We start from the raw sequence: 19,701 nt of genomic DNA on the forward strand, positions 1-19,701 counted from the left end.
GTCCGATAACCGCGGACGCGATTTACTCGCAGACCTCGACGCGGCGGTAGGTGAACTCGCCGTCGCCGAGCCACTCCTTGCGGCGCTCGTAGTGGCAGATCGGGCCGCGGCGCTCGCGCACCACGATGGTCTCGGGCTCCTCGACCACGACCCGGCGCGGGCGGTACTCCGGCGGCGGCGGGGGCGGCTGGTTCGCGCCGTTGACGAGGGCGCTGCCGACCATGCCGCCGACGACGCCGGCCGCGAGGCCGCCGACGATGGCGCCGGTCTGGTCGCGGGCGGTGGCCGGGGCGACCGCCCCGAGCACCAGGGTGACCGCGAGGGCTGCGGCCCCAGCGCGGATCGTCGTGAAGGAACCGTTCAAGGACACGCGAAACATCTCCCGTTCGTGTTGAGGATGATCCAACACCGGGAGGATTAAGAATCCGCGAAGTGGGCCAATTCGATCGTGTACCAGATAAGCCGCGGCGGAGGCCCGTGGCGGCGCGATATCCGCTTCGTCCTTGCGAGCGCAGCGAAGCAACCCAGGGCAGCGCGCTTTGCCCGGATGCAGCCGTGTCCCTGGATTGCTTCGCTGCGCTCGCAAGGACGGAATGGGCATTTCCCGCGCCGGACGCGGCTGCCGCAGATCCCCCTTCAGAGCAGCCCGTCGAGAGATCCCACCACCGTCGTGGGCGCCAGATCCGCGTACTCGTCGGGCAGGCCCCTGCGGTTGACCCAGGCGGTCCGGAACCCGAAGGCCCCCGCCCCCGCCACGTCCCAGCGGTTCGACGAGCAGAACAGCACGTCGCCCTGCCCCACCGCCAGCCGGGTCAGGGCGATCCGGTAGGCGTCGGGATGGGTCTTGAACACCTGCGCGTCGTCCACCGAGAGGACCGCGTCGAGGTGGTCGGCCAGCCCCGCCGAGGCGACCGCCCGGTCGACCATGGCGGCGTTGCCGTTGGTGAGGACGGCGGTGCGGATTCCGCGCTTGCGCAGGGCCGCCAGCACGCCCGGGACCTCCGGGTAGGCCTCGAGGTCCCGGTAGGCGTCGAGGAGCCGCTCGCGCAGGCCGGGATCGACGTTCGGGTGGACCGCCAGGGCGTAGTCGAGGGCCCGCACGGTGAGGTCCCAGAAGGCGGCGTACTGGCCCATCAGCGACAGGGTCCAGCTGTACTCGAGCTGCTTGTTGCGCCAGACCTCGGAGAGGTGGGCGGCGTCCGGCCCCACCGCCTCGGCGTAGCGCTGGACCGCGGCGTTCACGTCGAACAGCGTGCCGTAGGCGTCGAACACCGCGGCCTTCACGCCCGCGAGGGGATTCGGTGCGTCGGTCATGGCGGTCCTCACTGGGTGCTCTCGCCCGATCTGGGGCCGGACCCGCGCGGCGGCGAGCCCGGCCGGGTCACTCAGGCCCGGCGCAGGCGCAGGCCGAACAGGTGCAGCAGGCCCGCCAGCAGGCCGCCGTAGACCAGGGCCCCGACGAGCCCCAGCACCGCCAGGACGACGAGGTCACGCCCGTGCGGCAGGGCCGGCACCAGCGCCTGGACGAGCCCCTGGCCGTAGACGGCGACCGCCGCCAGCCCGAGGCAGGCCAGCGCCACCCCCGCGACGGTGAGGCCGAGCGTGCGCCCCGGCGCCGTCCAGTCCCGGCGCTTGGCCAGGACGAGCAGCAGCAGCAGGTTCACCCACTGGGCGACCGCGGTGGCGAGCGCGAGGCCGGTGACGCCGTAGGGGCCGGTGAGCCACAGCTTCAGGGCGACGTTGACGCCGATCGCGGTCAGGGAGGCCCAGAGCGGCGTCCTGGTGTCCTGGCGGGCGTAGAAGCTCGCCACGGCGCTGCGCACCAGCACGACGGCCGGCAGGGCGAGGCCGTAGGCCGCCAGCACCGAGGCCGCCCGCGCCGCGTCCTCGGCGCTGAAGGCGCCGCGCTGGAACAGCGCCGCCATGATCAGGCCCGGGATGGTCAGGAACGCCACGGTGAACGGCGCCGAGAGGGCCAGGGAGAAGCCCGCGGCCCGGTTCTGTGCCGCGTGGGCGCCGGCGACGTCGCCGGCCGCGATCCGGCGGCTCATCTCGGGCAGCAGCACGGTGCCGGCCGCGATGGCGATGACGCCGAAGGGCAGCTGGTAGAGCCGGTCGGCGTAGTAGAGCGCCGAGACCGCCCCGGTGGGCAGCCAGCTCGCGATGATCGTGTCGGCGAAGGCCGCGATCTGGAAGCCGGCCGAGCCGATCACCGCGGGCCCGAGCACGACGAAGAAGCGCTTGAGCGCGGGATCGAGGCGCGGCACCGCGAGGTCCGGCATCACGCGGACGCGGCGGCAGCCCCACCACAGCAGCCCGAACTGGAGCACGCCCGAGACCGCGACGCCCCAGGCGGCGGCGTAGGCCGCGTTCGGGAACAGGAAGCTCAACCCCAGGGCCGCCAGCATGGCGAGGTTGAGCAGGACCGGGGCGCCCGCCGCCACGGCGAAGTGCCGGTGGGCGTTCAGGATGCCCGACAGCAGCGTCACCAGCGTCATGAACAGCAGGTACGGGAAGGTGATGCGGGTCAGCGCCACGGCGAGCTGGAAGCGCTCGCCGTCCTCCGCGAAGCCCGGCGCCAGGGCGTGGACCACCCAGGGCATGGCCGGCAGGGCGAGATTGAGCAGCACGAGCTGCACGATCAGCATCAGGGTGAAGACGCGGTCGGCGAAGCGGTGCGCCGCCCCGGGCTCGCCGGCCTCCGCGAGCCCGGCATAGGCCGGCACGAAGGCGGTGTTGAACGCGCCCTCGCCGAAGATCGCGCGGAAATGGTTCGGGAGCCGGAAGGCGACCACGAAGGCGTCCGCCAGCGGCCCGGCGCCCATCACGGCGGCCATGACCACGTCGCGGGCGAAGCCGGTGACGCGGGAGACCAGGGTCCAGCCGCCGACCGACAGGATCGAGCGGATCATGGGTTGGGGCGCTCGCCCACCACCTCCCCCCGCAACGGGGGCGGGCGGGAGCACGGTCGAAGCGTCGCGCGTGTCGATCGAGAGGAAATGGCCGGCCCCATCTGCACCGGGTCAGCCGGCGTCGCGCGCATCAAGAGCCGGTTTCGTGCGCCACCTCAAGGGTGCCGCGGACACAGGATCCGCGGCACCGGCGATACGCCTCAGCGGGTCGCCTCGGCGTACATCTTCTCCACGTGCTCCCAGTTCACGAGGTTCTCGATGAACGCCTTCAGGTAGTCGGGACGGCGGTTGCGGTAGTCGATGTAGTAGGAGTGCTCCCACACGTCGACGCCGAGGATCGGCTTGGCGCCGTGGACCAGCGGGTTCTCGCCGTTCGGGGTCTTCATGATCGCGAGCTTGCCGTCCTTGACGGCGAGCCACGCCCAGCCCGAGCCGAACTGGCCGACGCCCGCCTGGATGAAGTCCGCCTTGAACTTCTCGGCGCCGCCGAGATCCTCGTCGATCTTCTTGGCCAGCGCGCCCGGGATCGCGCCGCCGCCGTTCGGCTTCATCCACTGCCAGAAGTGGATGTGGTTGTAGTGCTGGCCGGCGTTGTTGAAGAGCGGCTGATTCGTGTTGTAGGCGGCCTTGACGATCTCCTCGACGCTCTTGCCCTGGAGATCCGTGCCCTCAAGCAGCTTGTTGCCCGTGTCGACGTAGGCCTTGTGGTGCTTGTCGTGGTGGAACTCGAGGGTCTCCTTCGACATGTACGGCCCCAGCGCGTCGTAGGCGTAGGGCAGTTCCGGCAGGGTGAAGGTCATCGCGTCTATCTCCGCTTAGCAGGGGGCGGCCTCGTCCCCGGCGGGGGCTCCCGAGTCGAGAGCCCGCTAGGTAAGTCGGTGGCCGCGGGACGGCAACGCCGTTCCGCCACGGCGGCGCGGGAAGTTCCGCAGATCGCCGGCACGCGGCGGCTCGGCCGACCCGGAGATAGCCGGCGCAGATCCGGACTATTCCGGTTTCCCCGGCATCTCGGTCCCGAGTTTTGCAATATGACGGCTAGGCCTTACTGTGCGGCACGCCTTGAGCGCCGGCCGTCAGCCGGCCCGTGTCAGAGAGTACCATGATCGCTGCGCTGTTCGCGCTCGCCGCCGCCATGATCATCGGGGGCTGCGCCGCCGTGATCCAGGGCTTCCCGTACGTGCGTCTGGAGAGCGGGCTCGCGATGGTGATCGCGGGATCGGTCGCGGCCTCGTCGGGCGCGGTGCTGCTCGGCCTCGGCGTCGTGGCGCTCGGGTTCCGGCGGGTGGAGCGCGCGCTCGGGCGCGCCCCGGCGGCCGGCGCGCGGCCGGCCCCCGCCGCGGCGCCGGCACTGGCATCGGCACCGGCCCCCGTCGACGAGGGCCGGACCCGGCTGCCGCCGGTCCTGCCGGCGGCGCCCGCCTTCATCGTGCCGTCGGTGGTCGAGCCGTCCTTCGATCCCGAGCGGCCCCGGATCGAGCCGAGCCTGGAGCTCCGGGCCGACGAGGCCCGCGCCCCCTTCTCGGAACCCGGCGCGGTCGAAGCGCCGAAGCCGGTTCCGGCCGAGCCGGCGCACGCGGTCCCGCCCGTCCTCGTCCCGGAGGCGGACCGCCGCCCCGAGCCGGACGCGCCGACCGAGCGCGCGATCGCGCCCGAGGACGACCTGTTCGCCGCCCCCGAGCCGCCGCTGCGGGAAGAGCCCGAGAAGGCAGCCGCGGACGAGGCGCCGGCCCTGCGCCCGAGCCTCGACACGCCCCCCGAGCCCGAGCCGGCCCCGCCGGCCGCCCCACGCACCGTCGTGGGGCGCTACGCCTCCGGCGGCAACACCTACGTGATGTTCGAGGACGGCTCGATCGAGGCGGAGACGCCGCAGGGCCGCTTCACCTTCGCGTCCCTCGACGAGCTGAAAGCCTTCGTTGACGGCGGCGGCGAGTCCGGAACCCGCGGCGCGGCGTGAACCCGCCCCGGGGACGGCCGCGGCGTCACACCAGCGGGTTGAGGCTGTCGTTGCGCGGCGGGATCGGGGCCCGCATGGTCAGGGAGAAGCCCCCGGGGGCGTAGTCGGTGGTCACCTCGGCCTGGACCTGGGTGATCAGGACCCGCTGCAGCAGGCGCGAGCCGAAGCCCTGGCGGCTCGGCGGCGCGACCGGCGGCCCGCCGGTCTCGCGCCAGGAGAACCGCAGGATCCCGGCCGGGCCGCCGGGCTCCAGGGACCATTCCACCGCCACCCGGCCGGTGCGGTTCGACAGGGCCCCGTACTTCGCCGCGTTGGTGGTGAGCTCGTGGATCGCCATGCCGATCGGCACCGCGATCTCGGAGGGCAGGTCGATCGCCGGCCCGTCGAGGCTGATGCGCCCCTCGGCGGCGCCGTCCGGCGCCACCTCCGCGTAGGGCTTCAGCTCGTTGCGCAGGAGATTGGCGATCGACGCCGTCTGCCACGTGTCCTCGGTGAGCACCGAGTGCGTGTGCGCCAGGGATTTGATCCGCCCGACGAAGGCCTCGTAGAAGCTCTCGATGCTGGACGCCGTCCGCGCGGTGGAGCCCACGATGGCCTGGACGGTCGCCAGCGTGTTCTTGACCCGGTGGTGCAGCTCGCGGATCAGCAGGCTCTGGCGCTCCTCCGCGACCCGGCGGTCGGTCACGTCCGCGACGACGCCGATCAGGCGGCGCGGCAGGCGGCCGGGGGCGTCGCGCTCGAACCGGCCGGCCATGTCGATCGTGCGCCACACGCCGTCGGACTTGCGCCGGATCCGGCCGCTGATGTGCAGGTCCCCGTCCTCCCGCAGCGCCTGGGAGATCGCCCGCCGGACCGCGGGGCGGTCGTCCGGGTGGAGGATGTCGTTGAGAAACTCGGTCTTGCCGATCGTCCCGTCCTCGGGCGCGTGCCCGAAGATCTCGTACATGTGCTCGTTCTCCCAGATCGCCTGGTCCTCGAGCATGTGCCACTCGAAGATGCCGAGCCGGGCGACCGTGGTGGCGACCCGCAGGCGCTGGTCGCGGGACAGGATCTCGTCCCGGGCCTCGACCCGCGTGGTGATGTCCTGGAGGACGCCGACCATGCCGATCGGCGCGCCGTCGGGGCCCGGCACGGCCTGCCCCCGCACCCGCAGGATCACGGTCCGCCCGGCCACCGTCGTGGCCGTGTCGAACTGGTAGGGCTCGTCGGTCCCGTCGGCCTCGGCGATCAGTGCGCTCAGGCGCGCGAGCTCCGCCGGCGACAGGCCGGTCTTCAGCTCCTCCCACGAGACGGAACGGCCCGGCGGGCGCCCGAGGATGCGGGCGGCGCGGCGCGACAGGGTGAGGAGGCCGGTCGCGCGGTCCCAGCGCCATTCCCCGAGCCCGGCGGCCGCGAGGGCCTCGCGGTTCGCCTCGGAATGGGCCGCCGCGTCCACGTCGACCGTCTCGACCGCCAGGGTCCGGCCCGCGCGCCGGACCCGCACGTCGAGGGGCGTGCCGTCCGCCCGGCGCCAGACCTGGAGACCGTCCCGGAGCCCCTCCGGCCCCTCGCCCAGGAGTTCGGCGGCCGCGCGCCCGGGCAGGGTGCCGGGCGGCCAGCCGGCGAGATCGTGCAGGGCCCGGTTGGCGGCGACGATCCCCGCCTCGTCCGCCGACAGCACGGCGAGGCCGATCGCGGCCTCGTCGAAGCCGGCGCGCAACGGGTCCTCCGCCGCCGGGTCCTGACCCACCCTCTCATTCACTCGGAAGAATCCTCGAACGCGCCGTGGCGCGCTCCCGCCGGAGATGAGCCCCCTCCCGCCACGATCACGGACCGCGGCGGGCCCTGAGGATGGCGCCCGAGCGTGACTGTGGCAAGGCGTTCCGCTCCGCCTGCGGCGACCGGGCACCCGCGCGACCCGACCGCGGGGGCTCTCAGCGGGGGCGGCGGGCGAATTCCAGATAGGTGGGCCGGCGGCCCGCTGCCAGCGCCTTGGCCTCGTAGCGCGTGCCGGGCCAGCCCGGGAACGGCCGCGTCCAGTCCCGCGCGTCCCGCGCCGTCCAGGCGAGGACCGGGCACCGCGCGGCCCGGACGAGCGTCCAGCCGGCATAGTCGTCGATGTCGCTGGCGAAGCGGAACAGGCCGCCGTCCTTCAGGACCCGGCCGATCTCGGCGAGCGACGCGTCGGAGACGAACCGGCGCTTGCGCTGCCGCCGCTTGGGCCAGGGATCGGGATAGAGCAGGTAGACCCGGTCGAGGCAGGCATCCGGCAGGCGCGCCAGCAGGGCGGTCACGTCCTCGTCGCGGATGCGGACGTTGCGCAGCGCACGCGCCTCGATCGCCGCCAGCAGCTTGACCACGCCGTTGACGAAGGGCTCGGCGCCGATGATGCCGACGGCCGGATGCGCGGCCGCCTGGGCGGCGAGGTGCTCGCCGCCGCCGAAGCCGATCTCCAGCCACAGCGCCTCCGGCGGCGCCGGCATGGCGGGGAACAGCGCGCGCGGATCGAGGATCGCGTCGCCCGGCGGCAGGTCGACCCGCAGGCTCGGCAGCAGCTCGGCGAGCCGGCGCTCCTGCTGCCCGCGCAGGCGCTTGCCCTTGCGGCGCCCGAAGAAGGCGCGCTCCGGCTCCTCGACCGGGTGGTCGGAGCGTCCAGGGGCGTCGGTGTCCACCGGCTCAGTCTACCTCGGAGATGGGACGCGTCCCGGGTCACGACCGGAGACGGGGCGCGTCGGTGGGATGCCGTCCGGGACAGCACGCCCGGCACGCCGCGACGCGGCACGATCGGGTGGCGCGGCACCCGCGCGGACGCCGCGGCGCCGAACGCACCGCGCCGCCAGCGCCCGATCGGGAACACGGGCCGCGGGGCCGCGGAGCATCCGGGACCGGGCGGCGCTCAAAGCACCGCCCGCACCGCCTTCACGTCACCCCGGCGCGCCGCCGATCTCCGGCCCGCGCGTCGGCCCGGGGCCGAGCGGAAGCCGCCCTCAGGCCAGCGCCGACTTCAGCTTGCCGGCGAGGTCGGTGCGCTCCCACGAGAAGCCGCCGTCGGCCTCGGGGGCACGGCCGAAATGGCCGTAGGCCGAGGTGCGCGCGTAGATCGGCTTGTTCAGGCTGAGCGCCGTGCGGATGCCGCGGGGCGACAGGTCCATGGCGTCCATCAGCACGGCCTCGAGCTTGGCCTCGTCGACCGTGCCGGTGCCGTGCAGGTCCACGTAGATCGAGAGCGGCTTCGACACGCCGATCGCGTAGGCGAGCTGGATCGTGGCGCGGCTGGCGAGGCCCGCGGCCACCACGTTCTTGGCGAGGTAGCGCGCCGCGTAGGCCGCCGAGCGGTCGACCTTCGTCGGGTCCTTGCCGGAGAACGCGCCGCCGCCGTGCGGGGCCGCGCCGCCGTAGGTGTCGACGATGATCTTGCGGCCGGTGAGGCCGGCGTCGCCGTCCGGGCCGCCGATCACGAACTTGCCGGTCGGGTTCACGTGCCAGACCGTGCCCTCGTTGACCCAGCCCTGCGGCAGCGCCTTCAGGATGTAGGGCTCGACGATGGCGCGGACGTCCGCGGAATCGAGGGACTCGTCGAGGTGCTGGGTCGACAGCACGATCTGGGTCACCTCGACCGGGCGGCCGTTCTCGTAGCGGACCGTGACCTGGCTCTTGGCGTCGGGGCCGAGCTTGGCGGCGTCGCCCTGCTTCGCCTTGCGGGCGTCGGCGAGGTCCTTGAGGATCTTGTGGGCGTAGAAGATCGGCGCCGGCATCAGCTCGGGCGTCTCGTCGGCGGCGTAGCCAAACATGATGCCCTGGTCGCCCGCGCCCTCGTCCTTGTTGCCGGCCGCGTCCACGCCCTGGGCGATGTCGGCCGACTGGGCGTGCAGGTGGATCGCGACGTCGTTGTTCTTCCAGTGGAAGCCCGACTGCTCGTAGCCGATATCCTTCACGGCCTCGCGGGTCAGGGCCTCGAGGTCCTTGAAGGTCACCGAATCGGGTCCGCGCACCTCGCCGGCGATGACGATGCGGTTGGTCGTGGCGAGTGTCTCGACGCCGAGCCGCGCCTCCGGCATCGCCGCGAGGTAGGCGTCGACCACGGTGTCCGAGATCCTGTCGCAGACCTTGTCGGGGTGTCCCTCGGACACGGACTCGCTGGTGAACAGGTAGTTGGAACGCGGCATCGGACGGCCTCGGCTGCAGAGGTACGCCGTCGCGATCGCGGCGTTTGACCCTTCATGGGGCCGGGGTTCTCGCACCCGGCCGGGGGCCGGTCAAGATGGAGGAACGAACGGATCCGCTATACCGGACGAAGCGACCGGAAAAACGATCGCGCGACGCCCCGGGGCCCGCCCCTGCCCTCAGCCGCCGAGCTTGCTCTCGAGGGCCCGGATGGCGTCGGCCACGTCGCGGCGCGCCTCCTCGGAGAAGTTCTCGGTGATGTGGCGGCCCACGACTTCCGCCAGCCCCTTCAACCCGGCTTCCGACAGGGTCGACTGCTCGCGCTCGCTGAAGCCCGGCGCGATGAAGTCATCGTTCCGGGGCATCCCTTTGAAGAAGTAATCCATCGGCACGCCGGTCATGCGCGAGAAGATGTCGAGATGGACGGCGCTGATCCGGTTGGTTCCCTTCTCGTACTTCTGGAGCTGAGCTGCAGACATACCGAAGCTCTGCGCGACGCGGCGCTGTGTGAGCGATGCCTTGCGGCGCTGCTCGGCGATGCGTTGCCCGACATAGACGTCGCGCTGATCGGTCTTCTGGCCCGCCATGAAGTGCTCGTCCACCCCCTGCCATGAATCCTGGCGGCAAAGCTTAGCGCGCCCCTCGGTACTTGTCACCGGCAGGCGTTCGACGTGGTGGACGATTTGCTCACGGCTCTGCGGCCGGGAGATCTGCAAGAATAGACAACTTGGTGTCCCCGGCAGGGCTCGAACCTGCGACCCCAGGTTTCATACCACTTCGGCTTTCGCCGCCGCGCCCCGAAGGTCCGCGTTCGTGGCCTGGACTATCCCTTCACCGTGGGCTGGACTGCATCCAACCGGTAGGTGCCGCCCGTCTAGTCTCTACACCTTCCCACAGAACGCCGGGGCGCCGCGCGGGCTTGGCTCGGGATCGGCAGAGCATCGGACGGCGGCGCGTCGATGCCGGAAGCTTTCCCCGACTTTGAGCGGATCCGTCGCGCGGTTTCCCGGCGCGACGCCCAATTGAACCTTCTAGGAAACCTGTGCTCTGTCCAGCTGAGCTACGGAGACGACCGGCGCTCCATAGCATTCTCGCCGGCCGAGGCCAACCGCGACCGGTGGGGCGCGGTGCCGGAGCCCGCGATCGCGGGGGGAACCGATGCGCGGGCGCGCGGCGGTCGTGCGGGGACGCCCGCTGGCGGCCTCGATGGCGACCTTGATGGCGGCGGCGCTCGCCGCTGCGGTGCCCTGTCCGGCACGCGCCGCGTCGCGCGCCGGGCCGTCGGCGTGCGCGACCGGGCCGGCGCGCGACGAGGTAGTGGCGGAAATCGGGCCCCGCGGGGAGATCCGTATGGTCTCGGGCCTCCGGGCGGTGCTGGACTCGCTGCGCTGGCCGGACACGCCGGAGGCCGCGTCCGCCGCGCGGACCTGGCTCGAGACCCGGCGGGGCGCCCGGGTCACGGTGGTTCCCCGCGGGCAGCCCGACCGGTGGGAGCGCGCGCGGGCCGACCTCCTGGTCGCGGAGGGCGACATCGCGGAGGGCGCGGATCTGGCGGGCGCGGATCTGGCGGGCGCGGATCTGGCGGGCGCGGATCTGGCGGGCGCGGATCTGGCGGGCGGCCTCATCGGGGCCGGCCTCGCGTACGCGGACGCGAACGAGGCCGATTCGCTGTGCCGGCCCGGCCTGCGCCTCGTGGAGGCGGCCGCCCGCGCGCGCGGGCTCGGCCTCTGGGGCGCGGCGCGCCCTGCGGCGGAGGACGGCCCGGCGCTCCGGGAGAAGGTCGGACATTTCGTCGTCGCGGAGGGCCGAATCCGCCATGTCGGCGAGCGCGGCGCGCGCACCTATCTCGATTTCGCGGCCCGCGGCACGGACGGCCTCACGGTGACAGTATCGAAACGCACTTGGCGAATGATGCGCGCCCGTGGTTTGAGTGCGGCCTCGCTCGAGGGCCGGCGCGTGCGGGTGCGCGGCCTCCTGGAGGTCCGGCGCGGCCCGACCCTGGAGGTCGCCCTCGACGGGCTCGAGACGCTCGAGGAGACGGACCGGCCGGAGGCCGATCCGGAGGGGGAACGGGGATTGCGGCGCTGATCGCGATGGGCGGGATCACGGGGCACATCGGCGCGGGGCGGACCCGCGCGGCGGGGCGGCGCACCCTCGGCGCGGCGGCGTTGGGCGGCCTCGCCCTGCTGCTCGGCGCCTGCGTGGCCGACCAGACCGAGGCGACCGTGCGGCCGGCCGTGGTGCGGGTGCCCGCGGAGGCGCCGCGCACCACCGGCCGCGAGCGCGCCGCCGATGCCGACCACCTCAAGCTCGTGGCCTCCTTCGGGGGCGAGGCCCGGGCCCCCAACGTCACGCGGATGCTGACGGAGGTGACCGACCGCCTCGTGAAGGCCAGCGACCGGCCCGACCAGGCCTACACGGTGACGCTCCTCGACTCACCGGTGGTCAACGCCTTCGCGCTGCCGAACGGGCGGCTCTACGTCACCCGCGGCCTCGTGGCCCTGGCGAGCGACACCTCCGAGGTGGCCGCCGTGCTGGCGCACGAGATGGCCCACGTGACCCTCAACCACGCCACGGCCCGCAGCGAGCTCGAGCTGCGCTCGGCGCTCGTCAGCCGCGTCGTGGCCGACGTGCTGAACGACCCCGATACCGGCGCGCAGCTGCAGAGCCAGTCGCGCTTCGCCCTCGCCCGGTTCTCCCGCGAGCAGGAGCTGGAGGCGGACGCCACCGGCGTGCGCACCCTGGCCAAGGCCGGCTACGACCCGTTCGCGGCCGGGCGCTTCCTCGCCGCGCTCAACCGCTCCACAGGACTGAAGGCCGGCAGCGCCGCCGCGCCCGACATGCTGGCGACCCATCCGGGCACGGCCGAGCGCATCACCCAGGTCACCCGCGCGGCCCGCCGCATCGGCGCGCCGGGCATCGGCACCGACGACCGCGCCGCCTACCTCGCGGCGGTGGACGGGCTCGCCTACGGCGACAACCCGCGCGACGGCGCGGTGCGCGGGCACCGCTTCATCCATCCCGGCCTCGGCATCGCCTTCGAGGTGCCGGAGGGCTTCACCCTGGAGAACACCCGCTCGGCGGTGCTCGGGACCACCCCGGACGGCGCCCGGCGCCTGCTGTTCGACCAGATCGAGGCCAAGGACGGCCAGTCCCTCGAGGCGGTGCTCAAGGCGAGCTGGAACGACGCCCTCGACCCGGCCGGCTTCGAGACCCGGGACGTCGCGGGCCACCCCGCGGCCTTCGCGCTGTCGCGGGGGAAGGAGTGGACCTTCCGCCTCGCGGCCATCCGGATCGGCGACTCGACCTACCGGATGATCATGGCCGCCAAGGGCGCCACCGATCCCGACCCGGCCTTCCGCCGCTGGACCGCGACCCTCGTCGCCGTGTCGCCCGACGAGGCGGTCCTGCGCCCCCTGCGGCTGCAGGTAGTCCAGGCGACTTCGACCAGCGCCGAGGACCTCGCCCGCCGCATGGCGGTGCCCGACCGGGCGCTCGACCGGTTCCTCGTCCTCAACGGGCTGGAGCGGGGCGCCGCGCTGGTGCCGGGACGCGGCTACAAGATCGTCGCGGAATAGCCGCCCTGCGCGGCCGCGCCTTGTGCGGGCGCGGGGCCCGGACATCCTGCCCGGGTCGTTCAGGGAGAGCGCCGTGATTCGATTCTTCTACAATCTCAGCCCCAACCCCATGAAGGTCGCCCTCTGCCTCGAGGAGATGGGGCTGCCCTACGAGCCGGTGCCGGTCGACACCCGCAGGGGCGAGCAGTTCGATCCGGCCTACACGGCCGTCAATCCGAACGGGAAGGTGCCGGCGATCGTCGACGGCGACGTCACCGTGTTCGATTCGAACGCGATCCTGATGTACCTGGCGGGCAAGACCGGCCGGTTCCTGCCGGAGGGCGAGCCGGTCCGCGGCGAGATGCTGTCCTGGCTGATGTTCGTGGCGACCGGCATCGGGCCGTTCTCCGGCCAGTGCGTGCATTTCCGCCACTTCGCGCAGGACGGGGGCGCCTACGCCACCGAGCGCTACGCCTTCGAGGCGCACCGGCACTGGGGCATCCTCGACCAGCGCCTCGCCGACCGCCCCTACGTGCTGGGCGACACCTACACGATCGTCGACATGGCGGTCTGGGGCTGGGCCCGGATGGTGCCCTTCGTCCTCGGCGAGGGCGCCTTCGGGGACCTGCCCAACGTCAAGCGCCACCTCGACGCGGTCAACGCGCGGCCGGCCGCCCAGGCCGCCGAGGCGCTGAAGGGCCGCCACGCCTTCAAGGCGGAGATGGACGCCGAGGCGCGGGGCTTCATGTTCCGCGCCGTGAAGGGCGCCGCCTGACGCCCCGCCGGACCGGTCCCGCGCCTCAGGGCGCGGGGGCGGTCACCGTGAGCATCGGCAGGGTGACGGAGAGCGTTCCGGCCGGCACGCGCGCGGTGCCGAGCGTGAGGCAGGCGCCGAGTCCGAGACAGAGTGCGAGACCGAGCATCGAGGTCTCGAAGCCGCGATAAACCCATTCCATGACGGTCCCCTTTCGCGAGGCAACCGCAGGATGCGCGCATCGCGTTAAGGGATCGGTGCGCCAGCGCGCACGGTCTCACAGTCCGGAGGCGACGAGGGCCGCGCCCGCCGCGATCAGCGCGACGCCGGCCCAGGCGGCGAGGCTGAGGGTCTCGCCGAGCAGGGTGGCGCCGAGGATCGCCACCAGTACGACGCTGAGCTTGTCGATCGGCGCGACCCGGGCAGCGTCGCCCAGCGACAGCGCGCGGAAGTAGCAGAGCCACGACGCCCCGGTGGCGAGCCCCGACAGGACGAGGAAGACGAGGCTCCGACCGGAGACCTGCGCGAGGCCGCCGGCCTGCCCGGAGGCGACCACGATCGCGCCGGCGAAGATCAGGATCACCGCGGTGCGCACGAAGGTCGCGACGTCCGACGGCACGCCCGCGACCCCCACCTTGGCGAGGATCGCGGTCAGCGCCGCGAAGCCGGCGGCGGCGAGCGCCCAGAAGCGCCAGGATTCCAGCAGGGGGCTCACGGAAATTCCTACGCCGTCCCTATTCGCAGGGCTCGGACGCATCCTCGTCCTTGCGAGCGCAGCGAAGCAACCCAGACAGCGCCACGCTCGACGATGTCGCGTCGCCCTGGGTCGCTTCGCTGCGCTCGCGCTGACGGCGCGGCCCAGCGTGATCCGCGCGACTCCTTGCCGAACCGTCAATGTTTCCCGTGAAACATCCGCTGTTCACAGGAGCTTGTCGACGGTGATCGGCAGGTCGCGCACCCGCCTGCCGGTGGCGTGGAAGACCGCGTTGGCGATGGCGGCCGCGGTGCCGACGATGCCGATCTCGCCGAGCCCCTTCACGCCCAGCGGGTTCGCCTTGTCCTCCTCCTCCACGAAGATCACGTCGATATCGTAGATGTCGGCGTGGACCGGCACGTGGTACTCGCCGAGATTGTGGTTCATGAACCGGCCGATGCGGTGGTCGAGCATCGACTCCTCCTCGAGGGCCGAGCCGATCCCCATCACGACGCCGCCGAGGATCTGGCTGCGCGCCGTCTTCGGGTTCAGCACCTTGCCGGCCGCGATCGCCGAGACGATGCGGGTGACCCGGACCTGACCCAGCTCCTCGTCGACCTTCACCTCGGCGAAGATCGCCGAGTGGGTGTAGGCCTCGTATTTCTGATTGAAGTCCTTGTCGGGCCCGGCCTCCTCGACGGCCTCGACCTTGTCGACGCCCGCCGCCTGGAGCACCTCGACGAGCGACACGCTGCGGCCCGGATCGCCCGCGACCGCGATGCGGCCGTCCGCGAACACGGCGCGGTCGAAGTCGACGTTGGCCAGCGGCGAGTTCTCCATTGCGCGGGCGAGCTTGAACACCTGCGCGCCGACGTTGCGGCAGGCCTTCATCACGGCGGTGCCCGAGGAGGCGGCCGTCCACGAGCCGCCGGCGACCGGGGCCTCCGGCAGGCGGGTGTCGCCGAGCTTGGTGGTGACCGCGTCCATCGGCAGGCCCAGCGTGTCGGCCGCGATCTGCGTCAGGATCGTGTAGGTGCCGGTGCCGATGTCGCCGGTGGAGTTGCCGACCGTCAGGCGGCCGTCCGGCGTCAGGGTCGCGATGGCGCTCGACTGCATCATCATCGATTCCCAGATGCCGGTGGCCACGCCCCAGCCGACCAGCTCCCGGCCCTCGCGCATGGAGCGGGGCTCAGGGCTGCGCTTCGCCCAGCCGAACCGCTCGGCGCCCTGCCGGAAGCAGCTCTTCAGCTCCTTCGAGCCGAACGGCTTGCCCTCGGCGGTGGCGTCGGACTCGGCGTAGTTCCTCAGCCGCAGGTCGATCGGGTCGAGCCCGGTCGCGTAGGCGAGTTCGTCCATCGCGGTCTCGATGGCGAAGACGCCGGTCACCGCGCCGGGGGCGCGCATGTCGCCGGGCGTCGGCGTGTCGAGCTTCACCAGCCGGTAGCCGAGGGCGACGTTGTCGCACCGGTAGAGGACGCCCGACCAGTTGACGACGACCTCCTGGTAATCCTCGTACTGCGAGGTGCCCTGGACGGCGTCGTGGCGCAGGGCCGTCAGCCTCCCGTCGGCCTCGGCGCCGAGCGCGATCGTCTGCAGCGCCTCGGACCGGTAGGTGAAGCTCCACAGCTGGTCGCGGGTCAGGGTCACGCGCACGGAGCGCTTCAGCTCCTGGGCGGCCAGCATCGCCAGGAACAGCTGGTACTGCGGGCGCAGGCCCGAGCCGAAGCCGCCGCCGAGATAGGGGTTGAGCACCCGGACCTGATCGGGCTTCAGGCCGAAGACGTTGGTGAGATACTGGTGGCTGTTCGAGACGCCCTGGATCTTGTCGTAGACCGTGTAGGTGCCGTCCTGCTCGACCACCACCGTGGAGGCGTGCGGCTCCAACGGGTTGTGGTGCTCGTCGGCGAGGCTGTAGGCGCCCTGCACGCGGACCGGCGCGCTGCCGAACGCCTTGTCGGCGTCGCCCCAGGGCTCCGGCGGCGGCTTGATGCCCGTGCGCTTGTAGGGCGGGTCGTAGGCGGTGCCGCGCAGGGCTTCCAGGTCGGTCCCGGGCTCCTCCATCGCGTAGCTCACGCGGACGAGGGACGCGGCGTAGCGCGCGGTCTCGAAATCCTCCGCCACCACCAGGGCGACCGGCTGGCCGCTGAACACGATCAGGTCGTCGTAGAGGGCGCGGAACGGCGAGCCGGGGGGCGCCACCTGGTCCTGGAAGTTCTTGTCCCGCCACGCGGTCCGCGGCCGGTTCTCGTGGGTCAGGACCTTGAGGACGCCCGGCACCGCCTCGGCCTCGACCGAGTCGATGGCGGTGATCCGGCCCTTGGCGATCGAACTCGACACCACATAGCCGTAGGCGAGGTCGGGCGCGGCGAACTCGCCCGCGTACTTGGCGAGCCCGGTCACCTTGGCGGGCCCGTCGATGCGGCTGCGCGGGCTGCCGACGAAGGTGTCGCGGCCGGTGGAGCTGAAGGTCTGTGTCATGGCAGAACCTACTGGATGCGCTTGTCGCTGAGCGACTGGGGCGTGCCGGCGGCGGCCTGCTCGAGGCCGCGCACGATGGCGCGCCGGGCGAGATCGATCTTGAAGCCGTTCTCCGACTGGGGCTTGGCCTCCGCGACGATCAGGTCGGCCGCCGCCTGGAAGCTCTCGCGGGTCGCGGGCTTGCCCTCCAGCAGGGCCTCGGCCTCGCGGTTGCGCCAGGGCTTGTGGGCGACGCCGCCGAGCGCCAGCCGCGCGGTCTTCACCCGGTCGCCGTCGAGTTCCAGGGCCGCCGCCACCGAGACCAGCGCGAAGGCGTAGGACAGGCGGTCGCGCAGCTTCAGGTAGGTGTAGTGCTGCGGGAAGCGGCTCTCCGGCAGGTCGACCGACACGATGATCTCGCCGGGGGCGAGGTTCGTGTCCCGCTCGGGCGAATCCCCCGGCAGGCGGTGGAACTCGGAGAACGGGATCGACCGGTCGCCCTGCGGTCCGCTCACCCGCACGGTGGCCTCCAGGGCGGCCAGCGCGATGCACATGTCGGAGGGGTGGGTGGCGATGCAGTGCGCGCTCGTCCCGAAGATCGCGTGGATGCGGTTCATCCCGCCGATCGCCGGGCAGCCGGAGCCGGGCGCGCGCTTGTTGCAGGGCGTGGCCACGTCGTAGAAATAGTAGCAGCGGGTCCGCTGGAGCAGGTTGCCGCCCGTGGAGGCGGCGTTGCGCAGCTGCGCCGAGGCGCCGGCCAGGATGGCGTTGCGCAGGAGCGGGTACCGGGCCGCGACCCGATCGTCGTAGGCCGCCTTGGCGTTGGTCACGAGCGCCCCGATCCGCAGGCCGTCCCCGCTGTCCTCGATCCGGTCGAGGGGCAGGCGGGTGATGTCGATCAGCCGGCCCGGCTTCTCGACCTCGTACTTCATCAGGTCGATCAGGTTGGTGCCGCCGGCGATGAAGCGGGCCCCGGCCCCGAAGGCCTGCACCGCCTCCGCCACCGTGCCGGCGCGGACGTAGTCGAAGCGGTTCATCGGGCGCCTCCCTGCATGACGTCCTCGATGGCGTCGACGATGTTGGTGTAGGCGCCGCAGCGGCAGATATTGCCGCTCATCGCCTCGCGGATCTCGTCCCGGGTGTGGGCGTGGCCCTCGTTCATCAGGCCGACCGACGAGCAGAGCTGGCCCGGCGTGCAGTAGCCGCACTGGAAGGCGTCGTGCTCGATGAACGCCTCCTGGATCGGGTGGAGGGCGTTGCTGCCCGCCCGGTCGCCGAGGGCGGCCAGCCCCTCGACCGTGGTGATCTCGGCCCCGTCCTTCATCACCGCCAGCGTCAGGCAGGAATTCACCCGGGTGCCGTTCACCAGCACCGTGCAGGCCCCGCACTGGCCGTGGTCGCAGCCCTTCTTGGTGCCGGTGAGGTCGAGCCGCTCGCGCAGGAGGTCGAGGAGCGTGGTCCACGGTGCGACCTGCAGTTCGCGCCGCTGCCCGTTGATCGTCAGCGTGATGCCGATCGGCGTGTCCGCCGACACCGGCGGCTGGGTCTCGAGGCGCATGATGTCGTCCACGGTCTGGGCCGGCCGGGGCCGGGCGGGAGCGGATCGGTCCGGGGCAGCGACCGGCAGCGACGCGCGGGCCGCGGCCTGGGCTTCCGGTCGATAACCATTCCAATCTGCGCCTGTTCCGGAGCGCGCCGTCTCAACCCGTGAGCGAGGGTGGCGCGCCTGCGGCGCGCATATCGGCCGCCGCACCGTCCGACATTGCCGGCCCCACCTCGCCTCGGCTAACCCTCCTTCCCGCAGAGTCCACGCCGCACCCCGGAGCCACCGATGGCCGCGCTCGACGCGATCCTCAACGACATCGACACGGACCTGGAGAACGCCCTGGAGCGGCTGTTCGCCTTCCTGCGGATCCCGTCGATCTCCACCGATCCCGCCTATGCCGGGCATTGCCGCGAGGCCGCCGCCTGGCTCGCCCAGGACCTGACCGCGCTGGGCTTCGAGACCTCGGTGGAGGAGACCTCGCTCCACCCGGTGGTCCTGGCCCACCGGCCGAAGCCGGGAGCGCCGCACGTCCTGTTCTACGGCCATTACGACGTGCAACCGGTCGATCCCCTCGACCTGTGGAAGACGCCGCCCTTCGAGCCGCACATCGCTGACGACGGCCAGGGCGGCAAGACGATCGTCGGGCGCGGCGCCTCCGACGACAAGGGTCAGGTGATGACCTTCGTGGAGGCATGCCGGGCCTATATCGCCATGCACGGCGAGTTGCCTTGCGGCGTCACGATCCTGATCGAGGGCGCCGAGGAGAGTGGATCACAAGGCCTGCCCGAATGGGTCGCGGCCAACCGCGAGAGACTCGGCTGCGACGTGGTCCTCGTCTGCGACACCGGCATGTGGGACCGGAAGACCCCGGCCATCACGTCGTCGCTGCGCGGGCTCGCCTATTTCGAGGTGAAGGTCACCTGCGCCGACCGCGACCTGCATTCCGGCTTCTTCGGCGGCGCGGCGCGCAACCCGATCCACGTTCTGTCGAAGATCATCGCCGACCTGCACGACGCGGACGGGCGGGTGACGATCCCGGGCTTCTACGAGGGCGTTCACGAGCGCCCGCCGGAGTTGCTGGAGCAGTGGCGCGGCCTCGGCCTGACGCCGGAGACGCTGCTCGGGCCGATCGGCCTCAAGGAGCCCGCGGGCGAGCGCGGGCGGATGCCGATCGAGCTGGTGCAGTCCCGCCCCTCCTGCGACGCCAACGGCATCATCGGCGGCTATACCGGCGAGGGCACCAAGACGGTGATCGCCTCCACCGCCTCCGCCAAGGTCTCGTTCCGCCTCGTGGACGACCAGGACCCGAAGCGGCTCGCCGAGAGCTTCGAGGCCTTCGTGCGCGCGCGGGTGCCGGCCGACTGCCAGGTCGAGGTCATCACCTACAAGGGCTCGCGGGCGATCAGCCTGCCCTTCGACATGCCGCAGCTCGGGGCCGCCAAGGCGGCGCTGCAGGACGAGTGGGGCGTGCCGGCCGTGACCGTGGGCGCGGGCGGCTCGATCCCGATCGTCGGCGACTTCAAGCGGATCCTGGGGCGCGACACCCTGCTGATCGGCTTCGGCCTCGACGACGACCGGATCCACTCGCCGAACGAGAAGTACGACCTGACGAGCTTCCACAAGGGCACGCGCTCCTGGGCGCGGATCCTCGCGGCCCTCGGCCAGGGCTGATCCCGGCAGCGGC

Annotated in this window: 18 protein-coding genes; 5 read left to right on the forward strand and 13 right to left on the reverse strand. The window is 72.4% G+C overall.

Going from position 1 to position 19,701, the window contains the following annotated elements; translation table 11 throughout:
• Nucleotides 1-22: 22 nt before the first annotated feature.
• The 4 genes from H288_RS0104065 to H288_RS0104080 form a co-directional block, all read right to left on the reverse strand.
• Nucleotides 23-370, reverse strand: coding sequence for a hypothetical protein (locus H288_RS0104065; RefSeq protein WP_091676443.1), 348 nt, complete (start codon nt 368-370; stop codon nt 23-25).
• A gap of 266 nt (nt 371-636) precedes the next feature.
• On the reverse strand, nt 637-1,314 hold the full coding sequence (locus tag H288_RS0104070; protein WP_020091318.1) for a haloacid dehalogenase type II: 678 nt from the start codon (nt 1,312-1,314) through the stop codon (nt 637-639).
• A 71-nt stretch (nt 1,315-1,385) separates the two neighbouring features.
• The gene (gene murJ, locus H288_RS0104075; protein ID WP_020091319.1) at nt 1,386-2,912 is read right to left on the reverse strand and encodes a murein biosynthesis integral membrane protein MurJ; all 1,527 of its coding nucleotides are present in this window, start codon (nt 2,910-2,912) and stop codon (nt 1,386-1,388) included.
• 200 nt (nt 2,913-3,112) lie between these two features.
• Nucleotides 3,113-3,712, reverse strand: a complete 600-nt coding sequence (locus H288_RS0104080; protein ID WP_020091320.1) for a superoxide dismutase — start codon at nt 3,710-3,712, stop codon at nt 3,113-3,115.
• A gap of 299 nt (nt 3,713-4,011) precedes the next feature.
• Here H288_RS0104080 and H288_RS0104085 point away from each other — a divergent pair, with 299 nt between their 5' ends.
• Complete coding sequence (locus tag H288_RS0104085; protein WP_020091321.1) at nt 4,012-4,866, forward strand: hypothetical protein; 855 nt, start codon at nt 4,012-4,014, stop codon at nt 4,864-4,866.
• A gap of 25 nt (nt 4,867-4,891) precedes the next feature.
• Here the strand turns inward: H288_RS0104085 and H288_RS0104090 are convergent, their stop codons facing one another.
• From H288_RS0104090 to H288_RS0104105, 4 genes are all read right to left on the reverse strand, one after another.
• Nucleotides 4,892-6,607, reverse strand: a complete 1,716-nt coding sequence (locus H288_RS0104090) for an HWE histidine kinase domain-containing protein (RefSeq protein WP_051123710.1) — start codon at nt 6,605-6,607, stop codon at nt 4,892-4,894.
• Nucleotides 6,608-6,779: 172 nt separating this feature from the next.
• Nucleotides 6,780-7,517, reverse strand: coding sequence for a tRNA (guanine(46)-N(7))-methyltransferase TrmB (locus tag H288_RS0104095; RefSeq protein WP_020091323.1), 738 nt, complete (start codon nt 7,515-7,517; stop codon nt 6,780-6,782).
• A gap of 315 nt (nt 7,518-7,832) precedes the next feature.
• On the reverse strand, nt 7,833-9,011 hold the full coding sequence (gene metK, locus H288_RS0104100) for a methionine adenosyltransferase (RefSeq protein ID WP_020091324.1): 1,179 nt from the start codon (nt 9,009-9,011) through the stop codon (nt 7,833-7,835).
• A gap of 177 nt (nt 9,012-9,188) precedes the next feature.
• Complete coding sequence (locus H288_RS0104105; RefSeq protein WP_012321411.1) at nt 9,189-9,596, reverse strand: helix-turn-helix transcriptional regulator; 408 nt, start codon at nt 9,594-9,596, stop codon at nt 9,189-9,191.
• Nucleotides 9,597-10,359: 763 nt separating this feature from the next.
• Here H288_RS0104105 and H288_RS0104110 point away from each other — a divergent pair.
• From H288_RS0104110 to H288_RS0104120, 3 genes are all read left to right on the forward strand, one after another.
• Nucleotides 10,360-11,097 (forward strand): pentapeptide repeat-containing protein, encoded by a 738-nt coding sequence (locus H288_RS0104110; RefSeq protein ID WP_245274465.1) that lies wholly within the window; start codon nt 10,360-10,362, stop codon nt 11,095-11,097.
• 5 nt (nt 11,098-11,102) lie between these two features.
• Nucleotides 11,103-12,587: a M48 family metalloprotease gene (locus H288_RS0104115; RefSeq protein ID WP_020091327.1), complete on the forward strand. Its 1,485-nt coding sequence runs from the start codon at nt 11,103-11,105 to the stop codon at nt 12,585-12,587.
• Nucleotides 12,588-12,660: 73 nt separating this feature from the next.
• Nucleotides 12,661-13,341: a glutathione S-transferase family protein gene (locus H288_RS0104120; RefSeq protein WP_026604648.1), complete on the forward strand. Its 681-nt coding sequence runs from the start codon at nt 12,661-12,663 to the stop codon at nt 13,339-13,341.
• A gap of 25 nt (nt 13,342-13,366) precedes the next feature.
• On the opposite strand, the gene H288_RS35555 is transcribed toward H288_RS0104120, so the two are convergent.
• The 5 genes from H288_RS35555 to H288_RS0104145 all read right to left on the reverse strand — a co-directional run bounded on the left by H288_RS35555 (nt 13,367) and on the right by H288_RS0104145 (nt 18,029).
• A complete protein-coding gene (locus tag H288_RS35555; RefSeq protein WP_020091329.1) occupies nt 13,367-13,522 on the reverse strand; it encodes a hypothetical protein in 156 nt (51 codons plus the stop codon).
• A 75-nt stretch (nt 13,523-13,597) separates the two neighbouring features.
• The gene (locus H288_RS0104130) at nt 13,598-14,035 is read right to left on the reverse strand and encodes an EamA family transporter (protein WP_020091330.1); all 438 of its coding nucleotides are present in this window, start codon (nt 14,033-14,035) and stop codon (nt 13,598-13,600) included.
• A 204-nt stretch (nt 14,036-14,239) separates the two neighbouring features.
• Nucleotides 14,240-16,492: a xanthine dehydrogenase family protein molybdopterin-binding subunit gene (locus H288_RS0104135; protein WP_020091331.1), complete on the reverse strand. Its 2,253-nt coding sequence runs from the start codon at nt 16,490-16,492 to the stop codon at nt 14,240-14,242.
• Between the two features lie 8 nt (nt 16,493-16,500).
• The gene (locus tag H288_RS0104140; protein ID WP_020091332.1) at nt 16,501-17,508 is read right to left on the reverse strand and encodes a xanthine dehydrogenase family protein subunit M; all 1,008 of its coding nucleotides are present in this window, start codon (nt 17,506-17,508) and stop codon (nt 16,501-16,503) included.
• Nucleotides 17,505-18,029 (reverse strand): (2Fe-2S)-binding protein, encoded by a 525-nt coding sequence (locus H288_RS0104145; protein ID WP_026604649.1) that lies wholly within the window; start codon nt 18,027-18,029, stop codon nt 17,505-17,507. The genes H288_RS0104140 and H288_RS0104145 overlap by 4 nt, the downstream gene beginning before the upstream one ends.
• Before the next feature lie 273 nt (nt 18,030-18,302).
• On the opposite strand from H288_RS0104145, the gene H288_RS0104150 reads away from it, so the two are divergent.
• Nucleotides 18,303-19,688, forward strand: a complete 1,386-nt coding sequence (locus tag H288_RS0104150; RefSeq protein ID WP_020091334.1) for a M20/M25/M40 family metallo-hydrolase — start codon at nt 18,303-18,305, stop codon at nt 19,686-19,688.
• Nucleotides 19,689-19,701 lie beyond the last annotated feature (13 nt).

Origin of the sequence: Methylobacterium sp. 285MFTsu5.1 (assembly GCF_000383455.1) — a bacterium.
Lineage (GTDB): Bacteria > Pseudomonadota > Alphaproteobacteria > Rhizobiales > Beijerinckiaceae > Methylobacterium.

Excerpts from the sequence above, each read along its gene's own strand:
- H288_RS0104110 (WP_245274465.1), top strand. The coding sequence starts at position 10,360 with ATGGTCTCGGGCCTCCGGGCGGTGCTGGACTCGCTGCGCTGGCCGGAC.
- H288_RS0104105 (WP_012321411.1), bottom strand. The coding sequence starts at position 9,596 with ATGGCGGGCCAGAAGACCGATCAGCGCGACGTCTATGTCGGGCAACGC.
- H288_RS0104085 (WP_020091321.1), top strand. The coding sequence starts at position 4,012 with ATGATCGCTGCGCTGTTCGCGCTCGCCGCCGCCATGATCATCGGGGGC.
- H288_RS0104140 (WP_020091332.1), bottom strand. The coding sequence starts at position 17,508 with ATGAACCGCTTCGACTACGTCCGCGCCGGCACGGTGGCGGAGGCGGTG.
- murJ (WP_020091319.1), bottom strand. The coding sequence starts at position 2,912 with ATGATCCGCTCGATCCTGTCGGTCGGCGGCTGGACCCTGGTCTCCCGC.
- H288_RS0104070 (WP_020091318.1), bottom strand. The coding sequence starts at position 1,314 with ATGACCGACGCACCGAATCCCCTCGCGGGCGTGAAGGCCGCGGTGTTC.
- H288_RS35555 (WP_020091329.1), bottom strand. The coding sequence starts at position 13,522 with ATGGAATGGGTTTATCGCGGCTTCGAGACCTCGATGCTCGGTCTCGCA.
- H288_RS0104150 (WP_020091334.1), top strand. The coding sequence starts at position 18,303 with ATGGCCGCGCTCGACGCGATCCTCAACGACATCGACACGGACCTGGAG.
- H288_RS0104080 (WP_020091320.1), bottom strand. The coding sequence starts at position 3,712 with ATGACCTTCACCCTGCCGGAACTGCCCTACGCCTACGACGCGCTGGGG.
- H288_RS0104115 (WP_020091327.1), top strand. The coding sequence starts at position 11,103 with ATGGGCGGGATCACGGGGCACATCGGCGCGGGGCGGACCCGCGCGGCG.
- H288_RS0104135 (WP_020091331.1), bottom strand. The coding sequence starts at position 16,492 with ATGACACAGACCTTCAGCTCCACCGGCCGCGACACCTTCGTCGGCAGC.
- H288_RS0104145 (WP_026604649.1), bottom strand. The coding sequence starts at position 18,029 with ATGCGCCTCGAGACCCAGCCGCCGGTGTCGGCGGACACGCCGATCGGC.
- metK (WP_020091324.1), bottom strand. The coding sequence starts at position 9,011 with ATGCCGCGTTCCAACTACCTGTTCACCAGCGAGTCCGTGTCCGAGGGA.